A 25,114-nucleotide genomic window follows, 5' to 3' on the forward strand; every position below is an offset into this window, starting at 1 on the left:
GACCATGCTGTTCCTGCCAGATCGATACTGCCAGCATCTCGCCGATCGTGTGACCTGTGACACTTACCCTAGGTGGTGCCTCCGACATTGGGGCTGATTTTCGAACTGTGGAGTTTTGCTCCCGAGATGCCGAAGTGCTCGCCGCCGCAAGGGAACTGTGTTTCTACCGGCCAGTCAGAGGTTCAGGCGAACGCGGAGCAAACGAATGACGGCCGACGCCAGTTCGATCGGGTCGAGTGGTTGGGAAACGGCAGCTTCCGCGCGTGACCACGACGCCAGCCAGGCGTCGTCGGGTCGACCGGTCAGAATCACGATCGGTGGGCAGTCCGCGATCTCGTCCTTGAGTTGCTTTGCGACGCCCATGCCACCGGCCGGGCTTGCCTCGCCGTCGAGAATGGCGAGGTCGATGCCGCCGCGGTCGAGTCGATCGATCACCACCGGTGCGGTGGCCACCTCGACGTATTCGATGGGCGGGAGATCGGGATGGGGGCGCTCGCCGAGGGCGAGGCGAACCTGTTCGCGCGTATGGGCGTCGTCGCTGAAGACGAGTACACGCACGGTGGGTGGGGTGCGAGGAGGTGCTGCCGCGTCGGACACGAGGCCGACGTTACCCCGCGACTATCCGGCGCGGCGGTGAATCATGAACTTCTCCAAGGGCTTTCCGTCGAACGCGGTGATCCGGGGCGTTCGTGAAATGCGGCAACCCTCGCGTCCGAGCTGGCCGGAGGCGAGGGTTGCGCGCGAATGGTACTGGCTGTCAGAAGTTTTCGACGAACTTCGTCAATCCCTTGCTGGCGGTCTCCAGTGCCGTTTTCTGGGCCTTCTTCACCAGGAATCCCGGCAGCGGAATCTTGGGGTCGATGGTCAGCTCGAAACTGATCTTGGTTCCGCCATCGGTCGGCGTCAGAGTGTACGAGCCGTCCTGCTGGTTCTGCTGTCCACTCTCGACGAGGGTCCAGCTCACCTTCTCGTCACCGTCGAAGGTGTAGTCCACCACTTGCTCGTCGTTGATGCCGAGAATCGACACGGCCATCCGGACGCGATGCGGCCGACCGTCGTCATGTGTGGTCTCGATCGTGATCTTCTTGTGCGCAGACGACCATTCGGGCAACCGGTCTACCGCCGCTACCGCTGCCATGACCGTGGCCGGATCGGCCTTGATCTCGAATTCCTTGACGCCCGAAACGGCCATACGACTTACTCCTCCATGCCTGACGGCAACAACTTCGTGGACTTGCTCGGACGCAATTAGATCAGTCCATGCCGTTCTTACGCATCTGATCCCGTAAAGCGCCTTGCACGGCTTGCGACACCCACGAATTCAAGGAGACGCCGTTCTGGTTTGCTGCTTCTTCGGCGCGGGCCTTGATCTGCTCCATCATGCGCAGGGTGACCCGACTGATGTCGCCGCTGACGTCGTCGAACGAGTAGGCGGATTCCTTTGCGGGCTCCTCGGCCGCGGAATCCTTCGATACTTTCTGGACGTCGACCAGAAGGTTGTTGCCGTCGAGATGGACCTTGACGTCGCGGTCCTCGACCTCGGCTCCGATTTCCTTGGCGAGCTCGGTTGCCGCGGCCAGGAGAACGAGGCGTATCGACGGTTCCATGGCGGCCGCGAGTGACGCCGCGATGCGGCGGGTGTGGTCGTCGCCGAGTTCGGCTGCGGTGACGAGGTCATCGTGCAGCTTTGCGGTGTACTCCGAAATATCCATGACACCACAGTGACGTCAAATGTGACGTCAGTCAAGGTGTCATGTGATGTCAGGGCTTCCCAGGTGGTTTCTGCCTATAGAGTTGCCGCGCAGCAAGGCCGGAAGCGTCCGGTTGGGCATGACAGCCGGAAGTGTCCGGCGGACTCGAGGAGTAGGTAGTGCCGCACACGGTGTCACTGAAAGTGCAGATGGTGGCAAAGTCCGAGTTCTTCCCGCCGGACGACATCGACTGGGAAACCGATGCCGACGGCGGTGAGGCACTTGCGGAATTCGCCGGCCGCGCCTGCTATCAGAGTTGGTCCAAGCCCAACCCGCGCACAGCCACCAACGCCGGATACATTCGACATCTCCTCGAAGTCGGGCATTCATCTGTACTCGAACATGCGACGGTCAGTTTCTACATCACCGGGATTTCGCGCTCCTGCACCCACGAACTGATCCGTCACCGCCACTTCTCGTACTCGCAACTCTCCCAGCGGTTCGTTCGGGAGAACGATGCCAACGTCGTGGTCCCGCCGGCCGTCGAAGGTGACCCGGAACTCGAAGCACTGTTCCTGGCCGCAACCGAGGAAAGTCGACGGGCCTACGGCGAACTGCTCGCTGCGTTGGAAGGTAAATTGCAGTCCGTCCCCGGTGCGCCCGTGCGCGGAAAACAAGCGCGTCAAGCCGCTCGCTCGGTCCTGCCCAATGCCACGGAAACCCGTCTCGTCGTCAGCGGAAACTACCGTGCTTGGCGACACTTCGTGGATATGCGCGCCACCGAGCATGCGGACGTCGAGATCAGGCGTGTCGCGATCGAGTGCTTGCGGCAACTTCAAACCGCCGCGCCAAATGTGTTCGGAGACTACGAGATTCTGCGCAGAAGTGACGGATCGGAAATTGCCGTCAGCTCGTTCGCTGCCGAGTGAAGTTACGTTCGCGACTCGAGTGAAGACTCGTGTGCAGAAGTAAGCGACTGACCGGGTAACCTTCTGACCATGACCTACGGTGATTCCGCTTCTCTCGTCGAGCGTCCGTTCGGCACCATTTCCGTTGCGATGGTGACCCCGTTCACTGCCGACGGGAAGTTGGACGTCGACTCGGGTGTGCGCCTCGCAGCCCATCTCGTCGACAACGGCTGCGACGGCCTTGTCCTTGCCGGCACAACCGGTGAGTCTCCGACCACCACCGAATCGGAGAAGCTCGACCTGCTCCGCGCGGTGATCGACGCCGTTGGTGACCGCGCCAAGATCGTTGCCGGAGCCGGCAGCAACGACACTGCACACAGCGTCGAACTCGCCCGCGACGCGGCCCGCGTCGGCGCTCACGGCCTTCTTGTCGTCACTCCGTACTACTCACGTCCCCCGCAGGCCGGGCTCTACGCGCACTTCACCGCAGTTGCCGACGCCACCGACCTGCCCGTCATGCTCTACGACATTCCGCCTCGCTCCGTTGTCCCCATCGAGACGGAGACAATCCGTCGCCTTGCCGAGCATCCCCGCATCAAGGCCGTCAAAGACGCCAAGGGTGATCTCAACGCGGGCGCAGAATTGATCGGCACCACCGAACTTCAGTTCTTCTCCGGCGACGACCCGTTGAACCTCCCGTGGCTCGCAGTCGGCGCCACCGGCTTCGTCAGCGTCATCGGACACCTGGTTCCCGGTCGACTCCGTGAGCTTCACACCGCATTTGTCACCGGCGACATCGCCCGTGCCCGCGAAATAAACCTCAGTTTGATCCCTGTGATCCGTTCCGTCGCCCGATTGGGCGGCGTCAGCGCGTCGAAGGCGGGTCTGCGACTCATCGGTATCGATGTCGGAGAACCGCGCCTTCCGCAGGTTGCACCCACTAAAGAGCAGATCGACGGCTTGGCCGCCGATCTGCATGCGGCAGGAGTTCTGTAAATGACCCGTCCCCCCCGACGTCGTAGTGCCAGTCGCCAAGCCGGACCGCCTTCGGCTCCGGCACCCGAATCAGCTGCGCCGGCAACCCCACCGGCAGCTCCGGCTCCGGTAGCAGCTGAGCCTGCTGCCGCGGCGTCGGCCCCGAAAAAGGCTGCACCGCAAAAGGCTGCACCGCAAAAGGCTGCCCCGCAAAAGGCCGCAGCCCAGAAATCGGCGCCGCAAAACGCCGCGCCGCAAAAGCAAGCCCGGAAGAGCGCTGCAGGCAACCGCCCGTCAGCCGCCAAGTCCGGTAACTCCCGTTCCGGGAACAAGCGTCCCGACAACCGTCCGCAGCTGGACCCGACCGCGCGTCTGGGCATGCCGCCCAAGGCACCGGCCAGTGGACTTCGTGTTGTTGCGCTCGGCGGTATCGGCGAAATCGGTCGAAACATGACCGTGTTCGAACACAAGGGCAAGTTGCTGATCGTCGACTGCGGCGTTCTGTTCCCCGAGGACCAGCAGCCAGGCGTCGACCTCATCCTCCCGGACTTCCGTTACATCGAAGACCGCATGGACGACGTCGAAGCCGTCATCCTCACGCACGGCCACGAAGACCACATCGGCGCATTGCCGTTCTTGTTGCGTCTGCGCGCGGACATTCCCGTCATCGGTGCCAAGTTCACGCTCGCGCTCGTGGCAGCGAAGTGCCGTGAACATCGCCTGCGCCCCAACCTCGTCGAGGTCATCGAGGGTGATTCCACCACACACGGTCCGTTCGACTGCGAGTACTTCGCGGTCAACCACTCCATCCCGGACGCGCTCGCCATTGCGATCCGCACCGACGCCGGAGTTGTACTGCACACCGGTGACATCAAGCTCGATCAGCTTCCGCTCGACGGGCGCTTGACCGACCTCGCCGGATTCTCCCGCCTCGGTGACGAGGGTGTCGACCTTTTCCTGGTCGACTCCACCAATGCCGAAGTGCCGGGATTCGTCACTCCCGAACGCGAAATCGGCGGCGTGCTCGACAACGTCATCGGCAAGGCCAAGCAGCGCGTCATCGTGGCGTCCTTCGCCAGCCACGTGCATCGCATCCAGCAGGTTGTCGACGTCGCGGCGCGGTACAACCGTCGTATCGTGTTCGTCGGCCGGTCCATGGTCCGGAACATGCAGATCGCGCAGGATCTCGGCTACCTGCGGGTACCCGACGGTCTGGTCGTCGACATCGATACCGCAGCCACCCTGCCGGACGATCGACTGGTTCTCATCTCTACGGGTTCGCAGGGTGAGCCTCTCGCAGCGCTCTCGCGGATGGCTCGCGGTGAGCATCGCCAGATCAACATCCGTGCCAACGACCTCGTCGTACTTGCGTCGTCGCTGATCCCGGGTAACGAGAACTCCGTTTTTGCCGTGGTCAACGGCTTGGCCAAGCGTGGCGCCACCGTCGTCACTCAGCAGAGCGCCAAGGTCCACGTATCGGGTCACGCTTCCGCCGGTGAGCTGCTGTACCTGTACAACGCGGTTCGCCCCACCAACGCGATGCCGGTCCACGGTGAATGGCGCCACCTGCGCGCCAACGCAGCCCTGGCCAAGGCGACGGGTGTTCCGGAAGAGCGCATTGTGCTGGCCGAGGACGGCGTTGTCGTCGACATGGTCGACGGTCTTGCCGAGATCGTCGGACGAGTTCCGGTCGGACACGTGTACGTCGATGGTCTTTCCGTGGGCGATGTCGGCGAGCCGACGCTCTCGGACCGTCTGGTGCTCGGTGAGGGTGGCTTCATCGCGATCACCATCGTCATCAACGAGTCGACGGGACGCGCGGTCAGCACCCCCGAGGTGTCCGGACGCGGATTCTCCGACGACCCGACCGCTCTCAAGGACGCCGCACAACTCGTGGAAGCGGATCTCCTGCGCCTCGCGGGCGAAGGAATCACCGACGCACATCGCATCGCACAGTCGGTGCGTCGCGTGGTCGGCCGTTGGGTTGCGGACAAGTACCGTCGCCGCCCGATGATCATTCCGACGGTTATCGCGGTTTCCTGAGCGACTTCTCCCGGCAGAGGGAAGAGTTTCGCGTACGTTGGCGAAGGTGACCTTTGCACATGACGAACGACTCGCCCTGGTGGACAGCATGGCCGAATTCGGCCCCGACGCTCCCACTCTGTGCGGGGAGTGGACAAATCGTGACCTGGCAGCACATTTGATCGTCCGGGAGCGGCGTCTCGACGCCGCTCCCGGAATCATGATCAGTGCCTTGGCGGGGCACACGGAGAGTGTCAGAAAAGCGGCCGCATCGCGCCCGTGGGAAGAACTACTCCGCGACGTTCGCAGCGGCCCGCCGCAGTGGTCGCCGATGTACTGGCTCGATTCTCAGGTCAACACCACCGAAATGTTCGTCCACCACGAGGATGTGCGTCGGGCACATCAGCATTGGGTGGCCAGGCCTCTGCCGCAGGCTCGTCAAGCGGAGTTGTGGAAGTACGCACGCCAGGTAGCCAAGCTGGGGTACCGGAAGTCCGACGTCGAAGTGATCTTCGAATTACCGTCGGGTGAAAGTGCCGTTGTGCATAAAGCAGATACTCGGACGGTTGTTCTGCAGGGGGAACCGGCCGAGCTCCTATTACACGCTTTCGGACGCAACGAAGTGGTGATCGAAGCCAAAGGGGAACTGTCCGACGTCCAGTCCGTTATGGGCTTGGATCGCGGTTTCTGACTCGGCGCATGGTCCGTTCCGCAGGCGTTGCGAACATCACGATTCGCACGTATGAACGGTGTTGCTGGTGTTGCGGATGGTCCGGATGGGGTTGCACCGACTAGCCTGAACGTCATGGCAGGTAAGTCGAGCGCCCGAGGATCCGGTACAGGTTCGAGTACAAGCACGTCCGCGTCCAGGGCATCGACCAGGTCGTCAGCGTCAACTCCAGCGGCAAAGTCGCGAACACGAACAGTCTCCACCCCCCGCAATGTCACGACGGCGTCGCATGCCGGTGGCCGCGCGGGAGCGGGTAAGGGAGCCAAATCGACCCCGCGGAAAGCGCCGGCGAAGAAGGCAGCTCCCAGGAAGGCGTCCGGTGCGTCCTCGGCGGCTCGTCGTCCGGTCGCAAAATCGAAGCAGAGTGCAAGCCCGCTCGACGTTGTCGGCAAAGGCATTGCCGCCGGGTGGTCGCTGGCCGCACGCGGCGTCGGCGCAACCACGCGCACGGTGAGCAAAGTCGGCGATATCGAGGCAGGCCACCGACGCGACGGAATTGCCCTCGGGCTCATTGCTTTCAGTGTTGTTGTCGCGGGCAGTGTGTGGTTCGCGGCCGGTGGTCCGATCGGCGGCGGAATCGAGACGGCGGTTCGCGCGGTGTTCGGGGCTGTGTCGGCCGTTTTGCCGATCTTGTGTGTCGGAATTGCAATCCTGCTGATGCGCACGGAGCCACGCCCCGAGATCCGGACCCGTCTCATCATGGGTTCGCTGCTGGTGGGGCTCCCCGCACTGGGCTTGTGGCACATCGGTTCCGGCGCGGAGACAACTGCGGACACACGTGAAATCGGAGCCGGATTTGTCGGCTCAGTTGTCGGCGGACCATTGACCAACGGTCTGACGGCGTGGCTCTCGGTTCCGTTGCTGGTAATTGCCGTTGGCTTCGGGATCTTGTTGTTGACCGGAACAACCTTGCGACAGGTCCCCGGAAAGTTTCAGTCGTTCTTCGGATCCCCGTCCGGTGACGACGACGAATTCGAGGACTACGGCAGCGAATTCGACGACGACAGCTACGGTCGCGACTACGGGGGAGGGTCGTACGAGTCATCGGAGTTCGACGCCGACGGGTATCCGGTGGACACGTATGCGGAACCTCCGCTGCGGCCGTCCAAGCGATCGAGCCGCCGGGCGCCGATCGACAACTACCCGACGGACGAATTCGAATCCGGCGACAAGAAGACCGAAATCCTCGACCTGTGGTCAGCGGACCCGGACGAGGTTGTCCCGGCAGCGGACGACACCGTCTCGGCTGCGGAAGCGCCGGTCGCCGAAAAGCCGGTGACCCGGACCAGGCCTCCTGCGCGATCGGTTCCGGTGGCGAAGCCGGCACCCAAGCCCGAACCGGAACCCGAAGAGGCAGAGAGCTTTGTCACCGATCGTGTGACGGACGGCGATTACAACCTTCCGCCCACATCGCTGCTGATCGACGGCGACCCTCCGAAACTGCGCAGTTCCGCGAACGACGCGATGATCGAGGCGATCAGCGAGGTTCTCGAACAGTTCAAGATCGATGCTGCCGTCACCGGATTCACGCGCGGCCCGACAGTAACGCGATACGAGGTAGAACTCGGTCCTGGCGTCAAGGTCGAGAAGATCACCGCGCTCGCTCGGAACATCGCGTACGCGGTCGCCACCGACAATGTGCGTCTTCTCGCTCCGATTCCGGGCAAGTCGGCTGTGGGTATCGAGGTGCCCAACTCGGACCGCGAACTGGTCCGCTTGGCCGATGTCCTGACGGCGCCGAGCATGCGACGCGAACACCACCCGCTCGTGATCGGACTGGGTAAGGACATCGAGGGCGATTTCGTCCATGCGAACCTCGCGAAGATGCCGCACTTGCTGGTCGCCGGTTCTACCGGTTCGGGTAAGTCGAGCTTCGTGAACTCGATGCTCGTGTCTCTGCTGACCCGCGCGACTCCCGATGAAGTCCGGATGATCCTGATCGACCCCAAGATGGTCGAACTGACGCCGTACGAGGGCATTCCGCACTTGATCACGCCCATCATCACCCAGCCGAAGAAGGCGGCGGCCGCGCTTGCGTGGCTGGTCGAGGAGATGGAGCAGCGATACCAGGACATGCAGGTCAACCGGGTACGCCACATCGACGATTTCAACGCGAAGGTGAAATCCGGCGAGATCACCGCGCCGCTCGGTAGCGAACGCGTCTACCGGCCGTACCCGTACATTCTGGCGATCGTCGACGAGTTGGCAGACCTCATGATGACGGCTCCGCGTGACGTCGAAGAGGCCATCGTGCGCATCACGCAGAAGGCACGTGCCGCGGGTATCCACTTGGTGCTCGCGACACAGCGCCCGTCTGTCGATGTCGTCACCGGTCTGATCAAGACGAACGTGCCGTCCCGATTGGCGTTCGCGACGTCGTCTCTGACGGACTCGCGAGTCATCCTCGATCAGCCGGGTGCCGAGAAACTCATCGGTATGGGTGACGGACTGTTCCTCCCGATGGGTGCCGGTAAGCCGACGCGTATGCAGGGCGCATTCATCACGGACGAAGAAATTACCGCGGTTGTGGATTTTGCGAAGAACCAAGCAGAACCCGAGTACACCGAAGGCGTCACCGCTGCGAAGGCCGGCGAGAAGAAGGACGTCGATCCCGATATCGGGGACGACATGGATGTGTTGCTGCAAGCGGTCGAACTAGTGGTGACCAGCCAGTTCGGTTCCACGTCGATGCTGCAACGCAAATTGCGTGTCGGGTTCGCGAAGGCCGGACGACTCATCGACCTCATGGAGAATCGTGGAATCGTGGGGCCGAGTGAAGGGTCCAAGGCTCGCGAGGTGCTCGTGAAGCCCGACGAGTTGGACGGATTGTTGTGGTCGATTCGTGGCGGCGATCCGGAGGACACTTCATCCGACGACTAGTGACGGGGTCGGCGGGTAACCGTCGGCAGACGACCGGAGGTTGCTCGTGCATGTGACACCGTTGACGTGGGTTATCACGATAGTGGTGATACTGGGTCTGTTTGTCTTCGATTTCTTCGCCCATGTCCGGACGCCTCATGCGCCGACCTTCCGTGAGTCGGCCTTCTGGTCGACGGTCTACATCTCGATTGCGATAATTTTCGGTCTGATCGTGATGTGGATCTGGGGGACGACGTACGGCGGCGAGTACTTTGCCGGCTACGTCACGGAGAAGGCGCTGTCCGTCGACAACCTTTTTGTGTTTGTCATCATCATGTCGACGTTTGCGGTGCCGCCCCAGTACCAGCAGAAGGTCTTGCTGATCGGAATCGTGCTCGCACTGGTGATGCGAGGGATTTTCATTGCGGTGGGCGCCGCGGCGATCAATGCCTACAGCTGGGTGTTCTACCTCTTCGGAGCCTTCCTGATCCACACCGCGTACACGTTGGTCCGCGACCACGGGCACGAGAAGGAAGCCGAAGAGAAACGTGACAGCCGCATCATCAGCATTGTGAAGCGTGTGCTGCCCACCACCGAGGAGTACGACGGCGACAAATTGATTACCCGGATCGACGGCAAGCGTGTCATTACGCCGTTGATGTTGGCGCTCATCGCCATCGGATTTGCGGACGTGTTGTTCGCGCTGGATTCCATCCCGGCGATCTACGGTCTGACCCAGGAGCCGTACATCGTGTTCACCGCCAACGCCTTTGCGTTGATGGGCCTACGGCAACTGTATTTCCTCATCGGCGGACTGCTCGAGCGGTTGGTCTACCTCTCGTACGGGCTGTCGATCATCCTCGCGTTCATCGGCGTCAAGCTTGTCCTGCACGCATTGCACGAGAACACGCTGCCGTTTGTCAACGGAGGTGAACACGTCAGTGTGCCCGAGATTTCGACGGCGTTGTCCCTGTCCGTCATCATCGGTGTGTTGGCCGTGACCACGATCGCGAGCCTGATGAAGACCCGCGACCGCACATGAGTCGGTTCAGGCCAACTGACCCAGCACCGGAACCCACTCGGTGATCCGGGTATTCGCGACCAGATCGGCTTTGGCAAACGGATCGTGCGTGAACAGAAGTGCCGCGGTGTCGGCGTCTGCCGTGTCGACGATGATGAGTGCTCCCAGGCCGTCGGCGAACGGGCCGGACGTCACGACGATGTCACGCTCGAGAAGATCACCGAGCCATGCCCGGTGATCGGGGCGGAGGGCGTCACGCTCGGCGTTTTTTGCGGGGTCATAGGTGTATTCGACGAGGAACAACGACATCGGGACCGCTTTCGGGATGTGAGTGAACCGATCAGAGCGTCAGAAGCATACGGGTATTTCCGAGGGTGTTGGGTTTGACGTAACTGAGATCGAGGAACTCGGCGACACCGGCGTCGTAAGACCGGCACATCTCGGTGTAGACCTCGGCGGTGACCGGAGTTCCCTCGATTTCGACAAAGCCGTGGCGGTGGAAGAAGTCGGTCTCGAAGGTCAACACGAACAGCCGCTCCAATTCCAACTCGCGTGCAACTTCGATCAGTTTGTCGACCACCTGGAATCCCGCTCCCTGGCCCTTGACGGTCGGATCGACTGCCACAGTGCGAATCTCACCGAGGTCCGCCCATAGGACGTGCATCGCCCCGCAACCCAGGATTCGGCCGTCCTTTTCGGCAACCCAGAACTCCTGCACAGCCTCGTACAACGTCACCAGGTTCTTTTCCAGCAGGATCTTGCCGGCATAGATGTCGATGAGGCGTTTGATTTCCGGGACGTCGGATGTTCGTGCCCGCCGCACGATCAAGTGGCTCTCGGTGTCGTTCGGCGCGGTGGAAGTCATGTGGTGCACATTAGTCAATGGGTCTACCGATATTCTGAGTCGCGTGCCTGTCCGCTCCACGAAATACCTCGCCCGCCCGGTCACCGTCCGGGTTCGGCCCGCCTTCCATGCGGTGATCCGATGAGTTCCCCGCGTGATCAAGCAGATGCCCATAGGGCTGCTGTAGGACCCACTGGAGAAACACCGGCCGACAAACCTGTCCCACTTTTCAATATCGCGAACATCTTGACGATGATTCGGATCGTTCTTGTTCCGGTCTTTCTCGTTGTGCTGTTTGTCGACGACGGTCAGACGACGTCGTGGCGTTTGGGCGCAATGGCGATTTTCATCGTCGCGGCAGTGACTGACCGGATCGACGGCCAGCTGGCCAGGAAGTACGGACTGGTCACCGACTTCGGCAAGTTGATGGATCCCATCGCGGACAAGGCGCTGATCGGCGCTGCGCTCATCGGGTTGTCGATGCTCGGCGATCTGTCGTGGTGGGTGACCGGGGTGATCATCGCCCGCGAACTCGGAATCACGCTGCTGAGGTTTGCCGTGCTCCGCCATGCTGTGATTCCTGCCGGCAAGGGTGGAAAGCTCAAGACCCTCGTCCAGGCCGTAGCGATCGGTTTCTACCTGTGCCCCTTGCCGAGCAGTTGGGACGTGGTCAGCTGGCTCCTGATGGCCGCGGCGGTTGTGCTGACCGTCGTCACCGGCCTCGAATATGTTGTTCAAGCCATCAGATTGCGGGCCGGCGTCCGGTTTGCCGAACGAGACGGACACTGACCTGTGCGCGATCCGCTGCTCGACCTCGGAGTCGGCGAACTCGTCGCCGCGTTGGTGGTTGCGGGGGAGAGCGTCGCCGCTGCCGAGTCGCTGACGGCCGGCCTGTTCACCGCTGCGCTTGCGTCGGTTCCCGGATCGAGCCAAGTCTTGCGCGGCGGCCTGGTGGTGTACGCAACCGATCTGAAAGCGACGCTGGCAGGCGTAGATCCAGATGCGTTGGCGCGCGGCGGCCCGGTTTCCGCATCCACGGCGATGGCTCTGGCCGACGGTGCCCGCACTCGTTGCGTCGCCGATTGGGGTGTCGGACTGACCGGCGTGGCGGGTCCGACCGAACAGGACGGGAACCCGGTCGGCACGGTGTTCTTGGGGATTGCCGGGCCTGACGGAACTCTGTGTGAGCGTCTGTCGTTGACAGGAGAGCGGTGGGATATTCGAATCGCTGCAGTCGCGGCAGCCGTGTCGCGGTTATGTGATCGTGTTGAAGAGCGCCGGGCACGATAGGCTCGGGAACCAATCGGTCGAGTTCGAACGTTGACTGTTGTGAAGGTGTGCAACAGCCGCGGTGTCGAGACGGTACCGATGTGGCCAGGTGACGGTGCGGACCTGTGAGATGACAGGCCCGGCACGACGGATGAAGGAGGAGCGAGATGGCGCTGCTATTGCGTGAGGCAATCGGTGACAGTCTCCGGCGTACGCGCGTTTCGCAGAGTCGCACGCTACGTGAGGTGTCGAACAGTGCGCGTGTGAGCTTGGGCTACTTGTCCGAGGTGGAACGTGGACGCAAGGAAGCGTCGAGTGAACTGCTGGCCGCGATCTGCGATGCGCTTGCCGTACCGCTGTCCGACGTGTTGGTCGACGTCAGTGAAACTCTGGCCACCAAGAAGTCCAACTCTGCGCTCGGTCGTCCGGTTTCCGGTGCCGCGACTTCCGGTGCGGCTGCTGCTGTGTCGGCACAGGTGTCCGGTTCGCCGTCCATCGCTCGGGATACCCGGGTGGTGATTCCGGCGCCCAACGCGCGCAGTTTGGCTGCTGCGTAGCTACTGGCCGGTTGAACCCTATAGATTCTGTAGATATACCGGTATGGCAGTGCAGGGTCAGGGCAGTTGGAGCGCAGCCCTGATGTATTGGTGAGTTTCGGTGTGCGACGGTCGTTCACCGGGTCGCGTAGCGCGCGGCGCATCAGATGGAGGCAGGATCAAACCCATGGCTAATCCTTTCGTCAAGGGCTGGAAGTACCTGATGGCGCTCTTCAATTCGAAGATCGACGAGAACGCCGATCCGAAGATCCAGATCCAGCAGGCGATCGAGGACGCGCAGCGTCAGCACCAGGCGCTCTCGCAGCAGGCCGCGTCGGTGATCGGTAACCAGCGTCAGCTCGAAATGAAGCTCAGTCGTCAGCTCGACGAGGTCGAAAAGCTCAACGCCAACGCGCGTCAGGCCGTCAACCTCGCCGATCAGGCTGCCGCTGCGGGCGACAACGACAAGGCGATCCAGTACACCAATGCCGCTGAGGCTTTTGCCGCTCAGCTGGTCACCGCCGAGCAGGGTGTCGAGGATCTCAAGGCGCTGCACGATCAGTCTTTGCAGGCTGCTGCGCAGGCGAAGAAGGCCGTCGAACAGAACGCGATGACGCTTCAGGCCAAGGTTGCCGAGCGCACGAAGCTGCTCAGCCAGCTCGAGCAGGCCAAGATGCAGGAACGCGTCAGCGAGTCGCTGCGATCCATGGACAGCACGCTGTCGGCACCCGGCAACACGCCCAGCCTGGACGCCGTTCGGGACAAGATCGAGCGTCGCTACGCAAATGCCCTCGGCTCGGCCGAACTTGCCCAGAACTCGGTGCAGGGTCGGATGATGGAGGTCCAGCAGGCTTCCGTGCAGATGGCCGGGCACAGCCGACTCGAGCAGATTCGCGCATCCATGAAGGGCGAAGCACTGCCGTCCGGTGGGACTGCGGCAGCACCTGCGCCTACATCCATCGAAAAGCAGCCGCCTGCTGCCGGAACCACCGGCCAGTAGATCGACGGTCTGCAGTTTTCCAGAGATACACGATTCGACGCACTGATGTTTTCTTCACGAGGTGGCCGGCCTGAGCGAGAGCCCAGGTCGGCCGTCCCTGTTTCCATGTCCGGCGCATTCGGTGCGCTGGGCCGTACGGCGGATTCGCTCCGCGAAGTGACGGCGTCGGCTGCGGAGGCGGCACGGCGGTGGCAGGATCCGCGGGCAAAATTCGAGCGCAAACGAGCACGTGCGAGGCGACGCGCTCAGCGCTGGGGATTCATCTCCGGTGGAACTGTGATCGGCACCGCCGGACTTGCGGTGGCGTCGGCGCCGGACTGGTCCGTTGTTGTCGCTGGTGGGGGAGCAGCCCTGTTTGCGGTACCTGCTGTTGTCGCGGTCGGGCGCTACCGGTCGATGAACGCCGGGCCTCCGCCCGCTCCGATCCGGCGTCGCCTGCCACCGTCGTCCTCGCGCGCGTTCATTCCGATGTCACGACTGGTCGGAGCAGAAACGTCGCTGTTCGAGATTCTTGGTGTGCTGCGACGCGCAGACACCATCGATCCCGGCGAACTCGACGAGATCACAGTTACTGCAGATTCCGCATTGCGCGCGATGTTTGCGGTGTCGAGCGACATCGCGTCGATGGAACGGGCTGTGACATCGACCCCCAAGGTTGCCGAGACACTCGAACCGACTATCGAAGGTGCAGTTCGCGAACTGCAGGCCGGACTCGGTCAGTACGAGGATCTCGTCAATTCAGCGGCCACCTTGACGGCGCCGCACACCCCGTCTGCCCTGGTGGGATTCAACCGTGAGTTGTCGGCTCTGCATGCGGCCGCAGAGCGTCTGTCCAGCCTGGCCGACGCGATCGGCGAGGTTGACGAGATCACCCAGAAATATCGCTGAGCTGGCTCAGGTTCAGTCGTCGGCCCCGCGAGCAGCCAGTGCCTCACCCATCGCGTCGGCGGTCATGAGGGTTCCGATGATGACGGGAACGGCAAAGGATCGCAGCGAGAACCCGAGTCCGCGGGCCTTGCGTGCTTCGGACACTTGAGTGATGACCTCGAACATCAACGGGATGCACCGGATGGTCATCGCCAGCAAGAGCGCGATTCTTTCGGGATTGACCCCGAATCGGCGCAGCGGAGTGAGGAAAGCCGTGATGGCGTCGAGCATTTCCGAAATGCGGGTGGTCAGACCCATGAGCGCGGCCAGCGCAATCGAGAGAATCAGAACTCCGCAGACTACGGCCGCGCGCTCCCATCCTGCGACGAGAATCTGGAATCCGCCGATGAACAACAGCATCCACAATGCCGGGCGCAGGTGGGCGATTGCGATGCGGAACGGAATACGCGCGGCCACGTAGAGCGCAACAACAACAACGGTGGGTGGCACCAATTGCCAAGGGCTGCGCACGAATACCGATACCGCAACGATTGCGACAATCAGCGCGAGAAGTTTGTAACCCGGCCGCGTCCGATGCAGTATCGACGTGCCGGCGCGATAGTGGCCGAGTGTGGTCACGAGACGAGGGAACGGTAGAAATCGACGGATTTCGCCGGCGGGCCGTCGGCAACAACAAGGCCGCGATCGATCACCAGCACCCGATCGAACGACGAGAGCAGATCCAGTTGGTGGGTCACCACGATCAACTGCTGTGTGAGGGACGCGAAGACAGAGCTGATGAGCTGAGAGTTGCGCAGATCGAGCAACGTTGTCGGTTCGTCCGCCACCAGAACCTTCGGCTCGGTCACCATGATGGCGGCCAGGGCAAGAAGTTGTTTCTGACCGCCGGACAGTTGATGGGTGGGATGGTCGCTGTGTGACGCCAGTCCGAAGCGCTCGAGGACGGACGAGACTTTGTGGGCCCGTTCAGCCTTGCCGAGTCCGCTTCGCCGCAGGGAAAACTCGATGTCCTCAGCGACGGTCGGCATGACGATCTGATGATTGGGATCGGTGAACACAAAGCCGACGTGCTTGCGTACGTCGCGTCCCTTCTTGGCGGTATCCAAACCGTCGATACGGACGGAACCGGTTGCCGGAACCACCAATCCGTTGATCATGCGGGCAAGCGTCGACTTGCCGCTTCCGTTTGCACCGACAATCCCGATGCGCTGCTCGGTCAGTGCCAGGTCGACACGTTCGAGCACGGTGCGTTCGCCGAAACTGTGTCCGACGCCGTCGAAGATGATCTCGCTCATCGAGGAATCAGTTCGCCACTGCTGTTTTTGCGCGTGCGGCGACGCTGTCACGAAGCAGTGCCGGATACGCGCGATGGACCTGAGCGGCGACCACCGCGGTGACAACGGCTTTCGCGGCGTCGAGGGGGATGAAGGCGGCGTTGGCGGTCCACGCGGCGAGGAAGGTCATGTGTCCACGGATCATCATTCCGGCGATTCCGAACAGGTAGAGAACTACGACACCGCCGAGAAGGTTGATGCCGATTCCCGGAATGATTCGGTACTTCGGGAGCATCTTCGTCGTCAGCCATCCGATGACAAACGCCGCAGGTATCCAGCCGATCAAGAACCCGGCAGTGGGACTCGACAGCGCAACTAATGCAGTCCGCCCGCCGGCGAGCACCGGTAGCCCGACCAGGCCGAGTGCGATCACGGTCAGCACCGCCAGTACGGCCTTGCGAGGCCCGAGGAGCGCACCGGCCATCATCACACCGAGTGATTGAAGGGTGATCGGCACACCGGAGATCCCGATGTTGATCGCCCCCGGCAGACCCAACGCGATGATGAGGGCCGCGAACACTGCAACGTGCGCGAGATCGCGGGCCGGAATTCGGGTGGTAGACACGGCGAACGTGCTCCTTAGGGCGTACTGGATGGAACTTCGCGAGTCTACGTCAGCGCGAATCGCGGGCGTTTTGGATGCATGCCCAGTCTCGTCATGGTTGATCAGGGTGAACCCTGATCTTTACCTGATCTTGCCGATGAGCTGCTGCTTTGTCCGACCGAACGTGTCAGGCTGGTGTCACGGACATTCTCTAGGCCAGTCCGAAAGCTCACGGTAAGTGGAGGTACGTCATGTTCTGGAAGATCGTGTTGGCTGTGGTCCTCGTGTGGATTGCGCTCGCAGTAGTCGGCGCGTTGATCAAGGGTCTGTTCTGGATTCTGGTGGTCGGCGCGCTGGGCGTCGGCATCTACTTCCTGGTGAAGGCGATGTCGAGCAATGATGAAAACTCACCCGTTTCACGGATGTGACAGGCACAATCGTGCGGTATGGAACCATTCCCCGAGGACTGGCAGCGCGCGATGGTGGTCGTCGCCCATCCGGATGACATCGAGTACGGAGCAGCTGCCGCGGTAGCCCGCTGGACGGATCAAGGCAAGGACGTCAGATACGTACTCGCGACGAGCGGGGAAGCCGGGATTGCGGGACTGCCACCGGCGGAGTCCGGACCCATCCGCGAGGCAGAAGAGCGTCGCAGCGCCGCTGTTGTCGGAGTAAGTGAAGTCGAGTTCCTGGGTCTTGCGGATGGTCGACTGATTGCCGGACTCGAATTGCGTTCCGTGTTGGCAGCCGCGATCAGGCGGCATCGGCCGGAACTCGTAGTAACGATGAACTTCTCGAACACCTGGGGCCCTGGCTACCTCAACAGCGCCGATCATCGAGCGTTGGGAATCAGTGTCCTGGACGCGACCGCGGACGCGGCCAACGAGTGGATCTTTCCGGAACTGTCGGACGGTGGCCTCGAACCGTGGACCGGAGTTCGGTGGGTTGCCGTGAGTTCGATGACACCGACTCACGGCGTCGACGTGAGTACAACGGTCGCGCGGGCGGTGGATTCCCTGGCGGAGCATTCACGGTATCTGGCTGCACTGAGTGAGATTCCGGTACGCGTGCAGGCGCAGGCTCAGATCGACATGGTGTCGGGGCCGAAACCCGGTTTCGAGGCCGACCGTGCGGTCGGGTTCGAGTTGTACTATTTCTGATAGTAGGAACACGCCGTGTACTAGTCGCGCTGCCAGACGGCGCGTCGGGTAGCGTGTTACACACGATGGCAATCCGTAACGCAGATGATCAAGTCCTGCCGCGAAAGGGCGACGGTCAGCGCAATCCAAACCTCGCGATCGACAATCTCATTCTTGATGCCGCGCGATCGTGCGTGCTCGATTTCGGTATGCAGCGCACAACGTTGGCCGAGATCGCACGGCGCGCCGGCGTCAGCCGGCCTACGGTCTACCGGCGCTGGACCGATACCAGAGCAGTTGTCGCAGACCTCCTTACTCGCGAAATTCGGGCGGTCCTCCCCGACATGCAGACGACCGGTTCGGCTCGGGATCTTCTTCTCTCCGCAGTGGTCGACGTTGTCGCCGAGATCCGCGATCATCCGTTGTTCGTGAAGATCCGGTCGACGGATCAGGAATTGTTGACCACTTACATCGTGGATCGCATTGGTGCCAGCCAGAAGTCGATACTCGAACTGATGACTGTTGTGGTCACAGCTGGGCAGCAGGACGGATCGATTCGTCACGGAAATGCCGACGAGATAGCGTCCATGATGTTGCTGATGGCGCAGTCGGTGGTGTTCTCGGCACCGACACTGCAGGATCGACTTTCTGCCGATGCAGCGGTGCAGCAGTTGAGAATTGCGGTGTCGGCGTACCTGACGCCGACTGCAGGAACGGACGGTTAGAGCGATGGCCGACAGCGATCGCACTGCACCGAATGCCGATCCGTCGGCGCTCAACGCCGCCCGTCGGACCCGCGAGTGGGATGAACTCTCACGCGGAAGTTCTGTGGATCTTCTCGTTATCGGCGGCGGAATCACCGGTGTCGGTGTGGCATTGGACGCCGTGACGCGTGGCCTGAGCGTGGTGTTGGTGGACAAGCACGACCTGGCCTTCGGTACCAGTCGGTGGAGTTCCAAGCTCGCTCACGGCGGACTTCGGTATCTTGCGTCGGGAAATATCGGTATTGCCCGCGAGAGTGCAGTCGAACGCGGAATCCTCATGACTCGAACGGCGCCGCATCTCGTACGGTCGATGCCGCAACTCGTACCGTTGCTCCCGCAGACGTCGTTCTTCGGAAAGTCTTTGGTGCGCACCGGATTTCTAGCCGGCGACGTGTTGCGGGCAACGGCTCGGACACCGTCGTCGGTGTTGCCTCGCTCGCGCGCGGTGAGCGCGTCTCGGGCACGCGAGTTGGTTCCGGCGGTACGGCAGGCGGACCTTCGTGGTGCGTTGACGGCCTACGACGGTCAGTTGATCGACGACGCTCGACTGGTTGTGAACATCGCCCGCACAGCAGCGTCTTTCGGTGCCCGGATTCTGACCAGGGTGGGTGCCTACGAGGTGTCCGGTACGTCCGCGACGTTGCGGGACGAGTTGACCGGAACCGAGTTTCTGTTGCGGGCTCGGAGCGTGGTCAACGCGACGGGTGTGTGGGCTGATCAGGTGGATCCCAGTATCACCCTGCGTCCGAGTCGCGGCACGCATCTGGTGCTCGACGCGAAATCGCTGGGCAATCCCACTGCCGCACTGACGGTTCCGATTCCGGGTGAGACCAATCGGTTTGTCTTCGCGTTGCCGGCGCAACTCGGCCGGATCTATCTCGGTTTGACCGACGAAGCGGCGCCCGGCCCCGTGCCCGACGTGCCGCAAGCGTCGGACGCGGAAGTGGATTTCCTTCTCGCTACGGTCAATACGGCTTTGGAAGTTCCGTTGACCCGGGCCGATGTGCTCGGGACATTTGCGGGTTTGCGACCGTTGCTCGATACCGGCGGGGGATCGACTGCGGACCTGTCGCGTAATCACGCGGTGGTCCGGTCGGCAACCGATGTGATCACGGTGGTCGGTGGCAAGCTCACGACATATCGCAAGATGGCGGAAGATGCCGTCGACTGCGCCGTAGAAGCGGGCGGATTGAACGCGGGTCCGTGCCGAACGCGCAACGTGCCGTTGGTCGGTGCCGCGTCGCGCGCCGTGTTGGACAAGGTTCGAGCGCCCGCCGGGCTGGTGGCGCGGTACGGCACCGAAGCCGAAGCGGTGGTCGGGGTGGGCGATGACGGACTTCGTCAGGTAGCCGGGCTGGATATCTGCGCCGCCGAACTCGCCTTCGCGGTGTCTCACGAGGGGGCGCTCGACGTGGACGATCTCCTGGATCGTCGGACGCGTATCGGACTGGTGGCTTCCGACCGTGAACGTGCCTTGCCGGAGGCAGAGCGGGCAATCCGGGCGGTATGACCGGTCGTTGTGGCGTGTGACACGCTGATGCGGTGCGAGTAGCCGTTGTTGCCGGGCCGGACCCGGGTCATGCTTTTCCCGCAATAGCGTTGTCGCTGGCGCTGATCGCCGCGGGCGACGAGCCGATCCTGTTCACGGGGTCGAGATGGGTGGAGAAGGCTCGTGCCGCGGGAGTGAACACCGAACCCCTCAAAGGCTTGGCGCCGAGGCCCGGCGACGACGACCTTGACGCCGGTGCGCGGATTCACTCGCGGGCGGCATACATCTCGACCGAACTGCTGCCCGATCTGAAAGCAGTAGCCCCGGACCTAGTGGTCTCGGACATCCTCACTGCCGGAGGCGGATTGGCTGCCGAGCGACTGGGGATTCCGTGGGTGGAGCTCTCACCTCATCCGCTGTACTCGCCGTCCCGTGGTCTACCGCCTATCGGCAGCGGGTTGGCTCCCGGTGTCGGGCTGCGCGGACGCCTGCGCGACACCGTGATGCGAGCGGCAACGGGTCGTTCGATCAAGCAAGGACTGGCTCAGCGATCCGATGCACGAGTCGGAGTCGGACTTCCCGCCGTGGATCCAGGTCCTCATGCGCGTTTGATCGCGACGATTCCCGCATTGGAAGTTCCGCGGCCGGATTGGCCTGCCCACGCGCACGTAGTCGGCCCGTTGTTGTGGGAACCGACTCGCGAGATTCTGGAACCGCCGCCCGGTTCGGAACCGTTGGTCATGGTGGCGCCGTCGACCGCGCACACCGGCGCGGTGGGAATGCTCGAGCAGACCGTCGACGGCCTGGAAGGGTCCGGCCTGAGGCTGATCGCGTCTGTTCTCGACGGTTCGGACGCGCTGTATCCGGACTGGGTTCGTGCCGGACTCGGCCGTCAGGACGTGATGCTGCGTGACGCTTCGGTTCTGGTGTGCGGAGGTGGGCACGGAATGCTGGCAAAGGCTCTGTCGGCCGGCGTGCCGACGGTTGTCGTTCCGGGCGGCGGCGATCAGTGGGAGTTGGCGAATCGTGCCGCTCGCGCCGGTAGTGCGGTGATCGTGCGACCGGCTGATGCCGGATCCATCAGGGATGCGGTGCTGCAGGTTCTTTCCCAGCGCAGCTTTGCCGAGGCGGCCGGCATTGCCGCGGCAACGGCATCCGACGTCCGCGACCCGGTAGCGGTGTGCCGGGAAGTTATGGCCGGGGGAGCGGCGGCCTGACCTGTACGGAGTGTGCACAGTTGCCTGGGTGGACTACCGTGGCGCCCGTGCGATTGACCGAGTTTCACGAATTGGTACGAGAAGAGTTCGGGCAGGTACGAGGTGACTCGATGCTGCTCGACCACGTCATCCTGAGCCTTGGCGGGCTGACTGCCGCAGAGGCTATCGAGGCAGGCCAGGACCCCCGCGAGGTGTGGCGCGCGTTGTGCGCGGAATTCGACGTGCCACCGTCGCGTCGCTAGTTTATTTCGGCAATGTTCGATCCTTGCCTGTGTTTCGAACAGATGTTCGTCTATGCTGAGTGTGTTCGGTGGTAACTGCCGCTTCCGCATGCAGGGTTCGAGTGGGTCGGAACGATGAATCAAAAGTTTGTCGGTAGCCGGATCTACTCTGATCGCAACACCACTGAAGAGACTTGAGAATGGGGATCACGATGGCACCACAGGCACCAGATCGGGACAAGGCGCTCGACCTCGCGTTGGCGCAGATCGACAAGAATTTCGGCAAGGGTTCGGTGATGCGCTTGGGCGAAGGCGTTCGCCAGCCCATCGCGGTGATCCCCACGGGTTCCATCGCGCTCGATGTCGCGCTGGGTATCGGCGGCTTGCCTCGTGGTCGAGTCGTCGAGATCTACGGCCCGGAATCCTCGGGTAAGACCACCGTTGCCCTGCACGCGGTTGCCAATGCGCAGGCCAATGGCGGTATCGCTGCATTCATCGACGCGGAGCACGCACTCGATCCGGATTACGCGGCCAAGTTGGGTGTCGATACCGACGCACTGCTGGTCTCCCAGCCCGATACCGGTGAGCAGGCGCTCGAGATCACCGACATGTTGATCCGCTCCGGCGCCCTCGACATCATCGTTGTCGACTCCGTGGCCGCACTTGTTCCCCGCGCCGAAATCGAAGGCGAAATGGGAGACAGCCACGTTGGTCTCCAGGCTCGTTTGATGAGCCAGGCACTGCGAAAGATCACCGGTGCCATGAACAACTCGGGCACCACCGTCATCTTCATCAACCAGCTTCGCGAGAAGATCGGTGTGATGTTCGGTTCACCCGAAACCACCACCGGTGGTAAGGCATTGAAGTTCTACGCATCTGTCCGTCTGGACATCCGCCGTATCGAGACGCTCAAGGACGGCACCGACGCAGTCGGTAACCGCACCCGCGTCAAGGTGGTCAAGAACAAGGTCGCTCCGCCGTTCAAGCAGGCCGAGTTCGACATCCTCTACGGCCAGGGCATCAGCAAGGAAGGCTCGCTCATCGACATGGGTGTCGAGCACGGGTTCATCCGTAAGTCCGGCTCCTGGTACACCTACGAAGGTGACCAGTTGGGTCAGGGCAAGGAAAACGCTCGAAAGTTCTTGCTGGAGAACACCGACATCCGTGACGAGATCGAGAAGAAGATCAAGGAAAAGCTGGGTATCGGTGCCGATGTCACCGCTACCGATGAAGCTCCCGCCGACTTCTGATCCCTGTCATGGAGTACATCGACGATGACGGTGGCAGCGACACCGGGTATCGACGGTCTCGTTCGCGCTCCGATCGGACAGGTAGCCGTGGTGGCAGCGACCACCGCGGTGAACGCAGGCAGCGCGGCGAAGGTACACAGCGCGCCGAGGGCGGCACGGAGGCGCAGGCAAAAGATGCTTGCCTGCGCCTCCTGAGTGACCGCGCGCGCAGTCGGTCCGAGTTGGAAAAGAAGCTGATCAGCCGGGGATACGAGACCGACATTATTACTCGGGCGCTCGATCGTCTCCAGGAGATCGGCCTCATCGACGACGCGGATTTTGCCAATCAGTGGGTGCATTCGCGTCATACCTACTCAGGTAAGGGCAAGAAGGCGTTGGCGGTCGAGCTTCGACTCAAGGGCGTCGACCAGGATGTGGCAACAGAAGCCTTGTCGCAGATCGATGCCGAAGACGAGCGCGAGCGGGCAGCAGATCTTGTTCGAAAGAAGTTGCGCAACAAGCCGGTCGACGATCGCGACAAGGTGATGCGACGTCTGGTGGCGATGCTTGCGCGCAAGGGCTACTCGGCGAGCATGTCGTACGAGGTCGTCAAAGCCGAGATGGCTGCCGCAGAGCCGTAGGCGACAAAACGACGCAGAGCCGTAGGCGACAAAACGACGCAGAGCCGTAGGCGACAAAACTAGAAGCGGGGTGTGTCACCGAATTCGGTGACACCCCCCGCTTCTAGTGTCAGTGGATCAGAAGGTTGATCAGATTACGGCTTGGTCAGATCCATTCCCGGAACCGACACCGCAACATCGGCGACCGGCGGAGCGATTGGGCCTTTACCCTTTCGCTTTCCGGACCTCAGTCGTTTCTCCACCTTGGTTGCCAGGTAAGTAAGCGACGAGTTCAAGATGATCATGATGACTGCAGCCACCATGAGCGCGGGCAGGTAGTTCTGGAACGCAGCACCCAACTGGGTGGACTGCCGAACAAGTTCGGTGTAGCCGATGATGTAACCCAGCGCTGAATCCTTGAGCGCAACAACCATTTGCGATATCAGTGCAGGCAACATGGTTGTGACGGCCTGAGGTAGCAAGATTGTCACCATGATTTGAGATTTGCGCATACCGAGAGCTTTGGCGGCTTCACTTTGTCCGCGGGGGAGTGAGTTGATTCCCGAGCGAACGATTTCCGCGATCACCGATCCGTTGTAGAGCGTCAAGCTCACCACGACGGCAGTAAGCGCCAAGTAGTCGAGTTTCACGATCTTGTATTCGGCAAGAACGGCGTACATGAAGATGATCAGCAGAAGCACGGGAATCGCACGGAACAATTCCACGATGACACCACTGATAATTCGCACGACGCGGTGATCAGACAATCTGCCGATTCCGAGAATTGCGCCGAGGATCAGTGCAAGCACGATGGACAGTGCTGCCGCAATCAAGGTGCCCTTGATGCCGGGAAGCAGATATGTCGTCCAGACGTCTGCCTGGAGGAAAGGATCCCATTTGGCCGAGGTCAGCTGCCCCTTGTCGTCAAGCGCGCGGTACACGACAAACGCGATGGCGAGGGCGAGGGCGGCTACGACAACCGAAGCGAGTCGGTACAGTGCCCGTGCCTTCGGGCCGGGTGCGTCGTAGAGAACCGTTGCTTGCTTTGTCATCGTGCGACCTCGAATTTCTTGGCGAGCTTACCGAAGAGCAATCCCGTAGGCAGGGTCAAGATGACAAAGCCGACTGCAAAGATTCCTGCGGTCACGAAGAGTGCGGCTTCGTTTTCGAGAATCTCCTTCATCAATTTCGATGCCTCGGACACGCCGATGACGGCGGCGACGGTGGAGTTCTTGGTAAGAGCGATCAGGACGCTTCCGAGCGGTGCGATCACAGCGCGGAAAGCCTGCGGAAGAACGATGAGTCGGAGGTTCTGCAGGAAGGTCAACCCGAGGGACCGTCCGGCTTCTGCCTGTCCGGCATGGACGGTGTTGATTCCGGCGCGGATCGACTCGCACACAAACGACGCGGTGTAGACGCTCAGTCCGAGGACGGCCAAGCGGAAGTTGTTGTCGATCACGAAGGTTGACGAGCTGGTCGATGCCAGGCTGATATCGAGAGTTTGGTACAGACCGAACACACAAAAGAGCAGAATCAGGGTGAGTGGCGTATTGCGGAAGACAGTGACATAAGCGGCGCCGAGGAATCGGGCAACAGGTACGGGGGATACCCGCATCGCGGCAACAATCACTCCGAGTATCAATGCGCCGATCGCCGAGAAGATCGTGAGCTGGATCGTGGTCCAGAACGCTTCGAGGATCTGGCTTCCGTAATCGTCGAGTATTTTCACTTACGGTCTCCCCAGTTCAGGGTCGTTGTTGAAAGTGCTTGCCCAGGTGGGGTTTCCGGACATGGAAACCCCACCTGGAATGGCT

The 25,114-nt window shown here is 62.0% G+C and carries 29 protein-coding genes; 19 read left to right on the forward strand and 10 right to left on the reverse strand.

From position 1 onward, the window contains the following. Positions 1-174 precede the first annotated feature (174 nt). The 3 genes from V2B23_RS00765 to V2B23_RS00775 form a co-directional block, all read right to left on the reverse strand. Complete coding sequence (locus tag V2B23_RS00765) at positions 175-597, reverse strand: hypothetical protein (RefSeq protein ID WP_430948594.1); 423 nt, start codon at positions 595-597, stop codon at positions 175-177. A gap of 160 nt (positions 598-757) precedes the next feature. Further along, a complete protein-coding gene (locus V2B23_RS00770; protein WP_033234851.1) occupies positions 758-1,192 on the reverse strand; it encodes an SRPBCC family protein in 435 nt (144 codons plus the stop codon). Positions 1,193-1,253: 61 nt separating this feature from the next. Beyond that, a complete protein-coding gene (locus V2B23_RS00775; RefSeq protein ID WP_430948595.1) occupies positions 1,254-1,712 on the reverse strand; it encodes a toxin-antitoxin system HicB family antitoxin in 459 nt (152 codons plus the stop codon). A gap of 158 nt (positions 1,713-1,870) precedes the next feature. On the opposite strand from V2B23_RS00775, the gene thyX reads away from it, so the two are divergent. From thyX to V2B23_RS00805, 6 genes are all read left to right on the forward strand, one after another. Further along, positions 1,871-2,620 (forward strand): FAD-dependent thymidylate synthase, encoded by a 750-nt coding sequence (gene thyX, locus V2B23_RS00780; protein ID WP_430948596.1) that lies wholly within the window; start codon positions 1,871-1,873, stop codon positions 2,618-2,620. A gap of 69 nt (positions 2,621-2,689) precedes the next feature. After that, positions 2,690-3,595, forward strand: a complete 906-nt coding sequence (gene dapA, locus V2B23_RS00785; protein WP_378661197.1) for a 4-hydroxy-tetrahydrodipicolinate synthase — start codon at positions 2,690-2,692, stop codon at positions 3,593-3,595. After that, positions 3,596-5,617, forward strand: coding sequence for a ribonuclease J (locus tag V2B23_RS00790; RefSeq protein WP_430948597.1), 2,022 nt, complete (start codon positions 3,596-3,598; stop codon positions 5,615-5,617). It begins immediately after the preceding gene. A gap of 46 nt (positions 5,618-5,663) precedes the next feature. Continuing rightward, a complete protein-coding gene (locus V2B23_RS00795; protein ID WP_430948598.1) occupies positions 5,664-6,287 on the forward strand; it encodes a TIGR03085 family metal-binding protein in 624 nt (207 codons plus the stop codon). 114 nt (positions 6,288-6,401) lie between these two features. Continuing rightward, positions 6,402-9,206, forward strand: coding sequence for a DNA translocase FtsK (locus V2B23_RS00800; protein WP_430948599.1), 2,805 nt, complete (start codon positions 6,402-6,404; stop codon positions 9,204-9,206). Positions 9,207-9,252: 46 nt separating this feature from the next. Further along, positions 9,253-10,227 (forward strand): TerC family protein, encoded by a 975-nt coding sequence (locus V2B23_RS00805; protein ID WP_430948600.1) that lies wholly within the window; start codon positions 9,253-9,255, stop codon positions 10,225-10,227. Positions 10,228-10,233: 6 nt separating this feature from the next. Here V2B23_RS00805 and V2B23_RS00810 read toward each other — a convergent pair whose 3' ends face one another. Both V2B23_RS00810 and V2B23_RS00815 read right to left on the reverse strand, forming a co-directional pair. Then, complete coding sequence (locus V2B23_RS00810; protein ID WP_430948601.1) at positions 10,234-10,515, reverse strand: YciI family protein; 282 nt, start codon at positions 10,513-10,515, stop codon at positions 10,234-10,236. Positions 10,516-10,546: 31 nt separating this feature from the next. After that, positions 10,547-11,071 (reverse strand): amino-acid N-acetyltransferase, encoded by a 525-nt coding sequence (locus V2B23_RS00815; protein ID WP_378661185.1) that lies wholly within the window; start codon positions 11,069-11,071, stop codon positions 10,547-10,549. A 120-nt stretch (positions 11,072-11,191) separates the two neighbouring features. Here V2B23_RS00815 and pgsA point away from each other — a divergent pair, with 120 nt between their 5' ends. The 5 genes from pgsA (at position 11,192) to pspM (ending at position 14,743) form a co-directional block, all read left to right on the forward strand. Continuing rightward, positions 11,192-11,839 carry a CDP-diacylglycerol--glycerol-3-phosphate 3-phosphatidyltransferase gene (pgsA, locus tag V2B23_RS00820; protein ID WP_430948602.1) on the forward strand — a complete coding sequence of 216 codons (648 nt, stop codon included), beginning with the start codon at positions 11,192-11,194 and terminating at the stop codon, positions 11,837-11,839. Positions 11,840-11,842: 3 nt separating this feature from the next. Next, entirely contained in the window at positions 11,843-12,340 is a 498-nt protein-coding gene (locus tag V2B23_RS00825) for a CinA family protein (protein ID WP_430948603.1), read from the forward strand. Positions 12,341-12,486: 146 nt separating this feature from the next. Then, positions 12,487-12,876, forward strand: a complete 390-nt coding sequence (locus tag V2B23_RS00830; protein ID WP_430948604.1) for a helix-turn-helix domain-containing protein — start codon at positions 12,487-12,489, stop codon at positions 12,874-12,876. 166 nt (positions 12,877-13,042) lie between these two features. Next, complete coding sequence (locus tag V2B23_RS00835; RefSeq protein ID WP_033234841.1) at positions 13,043-13,855, forward strand: PspA/IM30 family protein; 813 nt, start codon at positions 13,043-13,045, stop codon at positions 13,853-13,855. 105 nt (positions 13,856-13,960) lie between these two features. Continuing rightward, positions 13,961-14,743: a phage shock envelope stress response protein PspM gene (pspM, locus tag V2B23_RS00840; RefSeq protein WP_430948605.1), complete on the forward strand. Its 783-nt coding sequence runs from the start codon at positions 13,961-13,963 to the stop codon at positions 14,741-14,743. 12 nt (positions 14,744-14,755) lie between these two features. On the opposite strand, the gene V2B23_RS00845 is transcribed toward pspM, so the two are convergent. From V2B23_RS00845 to V2B23_RS00855, 3 genes are read right to left on the reverse strand one after another with little or no spacing between them, the layout of a single operon-like run. Beyond that, a complete protein-coding gene (locus V2B23_RS00845; protein ID WP_430948606.1) occupies positions 14,756-15,361 on the reverse strand; it encodes an energy-coupling factor transporter transmembrane component T family protein in 606 nt (201 codons plus the stop codon). Next, complete coding sequence (locus V2B23_RS00850; protein ID WP_430948607.1) at positions 15,358-16,038, reverse strand: energy-coupling factor ABC transporter ATP-binding protein; 681 nt, start codon at positions 16,036-16,038, stop codon at positions 15,358-15,360. Before V2B23_RS00850 ends, V2B23_RS00845 begins: the two co-directional genes overlap by 4 nt. A gap of 7 nt (positions 16,039-16,045) precedes the next feature. Next, a complete protein-coding gene (locus V2B23_RS00855; RefSeq protein ID WP_430948608.1) occupies positions 16,046-16,642 on the reverse strand; it encodes a biotin transporter BioY in 597 nt (198 codons plus the stop codon). Positions 16,643-16,872: 230 nt separating this feature from the next. On the opposite strand from V2B23_RS00855, the gene V2B23_RS00860 reads away from it, so the two are divergent. The 8 genes from V2B23_RS00860 (at position 16,873) to recX (ending at position 23,321) form a co-directional block, all read left to right on the forward strand. After that, positions 16,873-17,049 (forward strand): hypothetical protein, encoded by a 177-nt coding sequence (locus V2B23_RS00860; RefSeq protein WP_378661164.1) that lies wholly within the window; start codon positions 16,873-16,875, stop codon positions 17,047-17,049. Between the two features lie 18 nt (positions 17,050-17,067). Beyond that, complete coding sequence (locus V2B23_RS00865; RefSeq protein WP_430948609.1) at positions 17,068-17,781, forward strand: PIG-L deacetylase family protein; 714 nt, start codon at positions 17,068-17,070, stop codon at positions 17,779-17,781. Between the two features lie 65 nt (positions 17,782-17,846). Further along, the gene (locus V2B23_RS00870) at positions 17,847-18,485 is read left to right on the forward strand and encodes a TetR/AcrR family transcriptional regulator (protein WP_430948610.1); all 639 of its coding nucleotides are present in this window, start codon (positions 17,847-17,849) and stop codon (positions 18,483-18,485) included. Positions 18,486-18,489: 4 nt separating this feature from the next. Then, positions 18,490-20,034 (forward strand): glycerol-3-phosphate dehydrogenase/oxidase, encoded by a 1,545-nt coding sequence (locus V2B23_RS00875; protein WP_430948611.1) that lies wholly within the window; start codon positions 18,490-18,492, stop codon positions 20,032-20,034. A gap of 32 nt (positions 20,035-20,066) precedes the next feature. Continuing rightward, positions 20,067-21,230, forward strand: a complete 1,164-nt coding sequence (locus V2B23_RS00880) for a glycosyltransferase (protein WP_430948612.1) — start codon at positions 20,067-20,069, stop codon at positions 21,228-21,230. 47 nt (positions 21,231-21,277) lie between these two features. Further along, positions 21,278-21,472 carry a DUF3046 domain-containing protein gene (locus V2B23_RS00885; RefSeq protein ID WP_033235000.1) on the forward strand — a complete coding sequence of 65 codons (195 nt, stop codon included), beginning with the start codon at positions 21,278-21,280 and terminating at the stop codon, positions 21,470-21,472. A 191-nt stretch (positions 21,473-21,663) separates the two neighbouring features. Next, positions 21,664-22,701 carry a recombinase RecA gene (gene recA / locus V2B23_RS00890; protein ID WP_033234999.1) on the forward strand — a complete coding sequence of 346 codons (1,038 nt, stop codon included), beginning with the start codon at positions 21,664-21,666 and terminating at the stop codon, positions 22,699-22,701. 8 nt (positions 22,702-22,709) lie between these two features. Further along, a complete protein-coding gene (gene recX / locus V2B23_RS00895) occupies positions 22,710-23,321 on the forward strand; it encodes a recombination regulator RecX (RefSeq protein WP_430948613.1) in 612 nt (203 codons plus the stop codon). 134 nt (positions 23,322-23,455) lie between these two features. Here the strand turns inward: recX and V2B23_RS00900 are convergent, their stop codons facing one another. After that, entirely contained in the window at positions 23,456-24,352 is an 897-nt protein-coding gene (locus V2B23_RS00900; protein ID WP_430948614.1) for an amino acid ABC transporter permease, read from the reverse strand. After that, positions 24,349-25,029, reverse strand: a complete 681-nt coding sequence (locus V2B23_RS00905; protein ID WP_033234831.1) for an amino acid ABC transporter permease — start codon at positions 25,027-25,029, stop codon at positions 24,349-24,351. Before V2B23_RS00905 ends, V2B23_RS00900 begins: the two co-directional genes overlap by 4 nt. Between the last annotated feature and the right edge of the window lie 85 nt (positions 25,030-25,114).

The sequence above is a fragment of the Rhodococcus sp. 24CO genome (assembly GCF_050586165.1).
In the GTDB taxonomy this organism is placed as follows: domain Bacteria; phylum Actinomycetota; class Actinomycetes; order Mycobacteriales; family Mycobacteriaceae; genus Rhodococcus_F.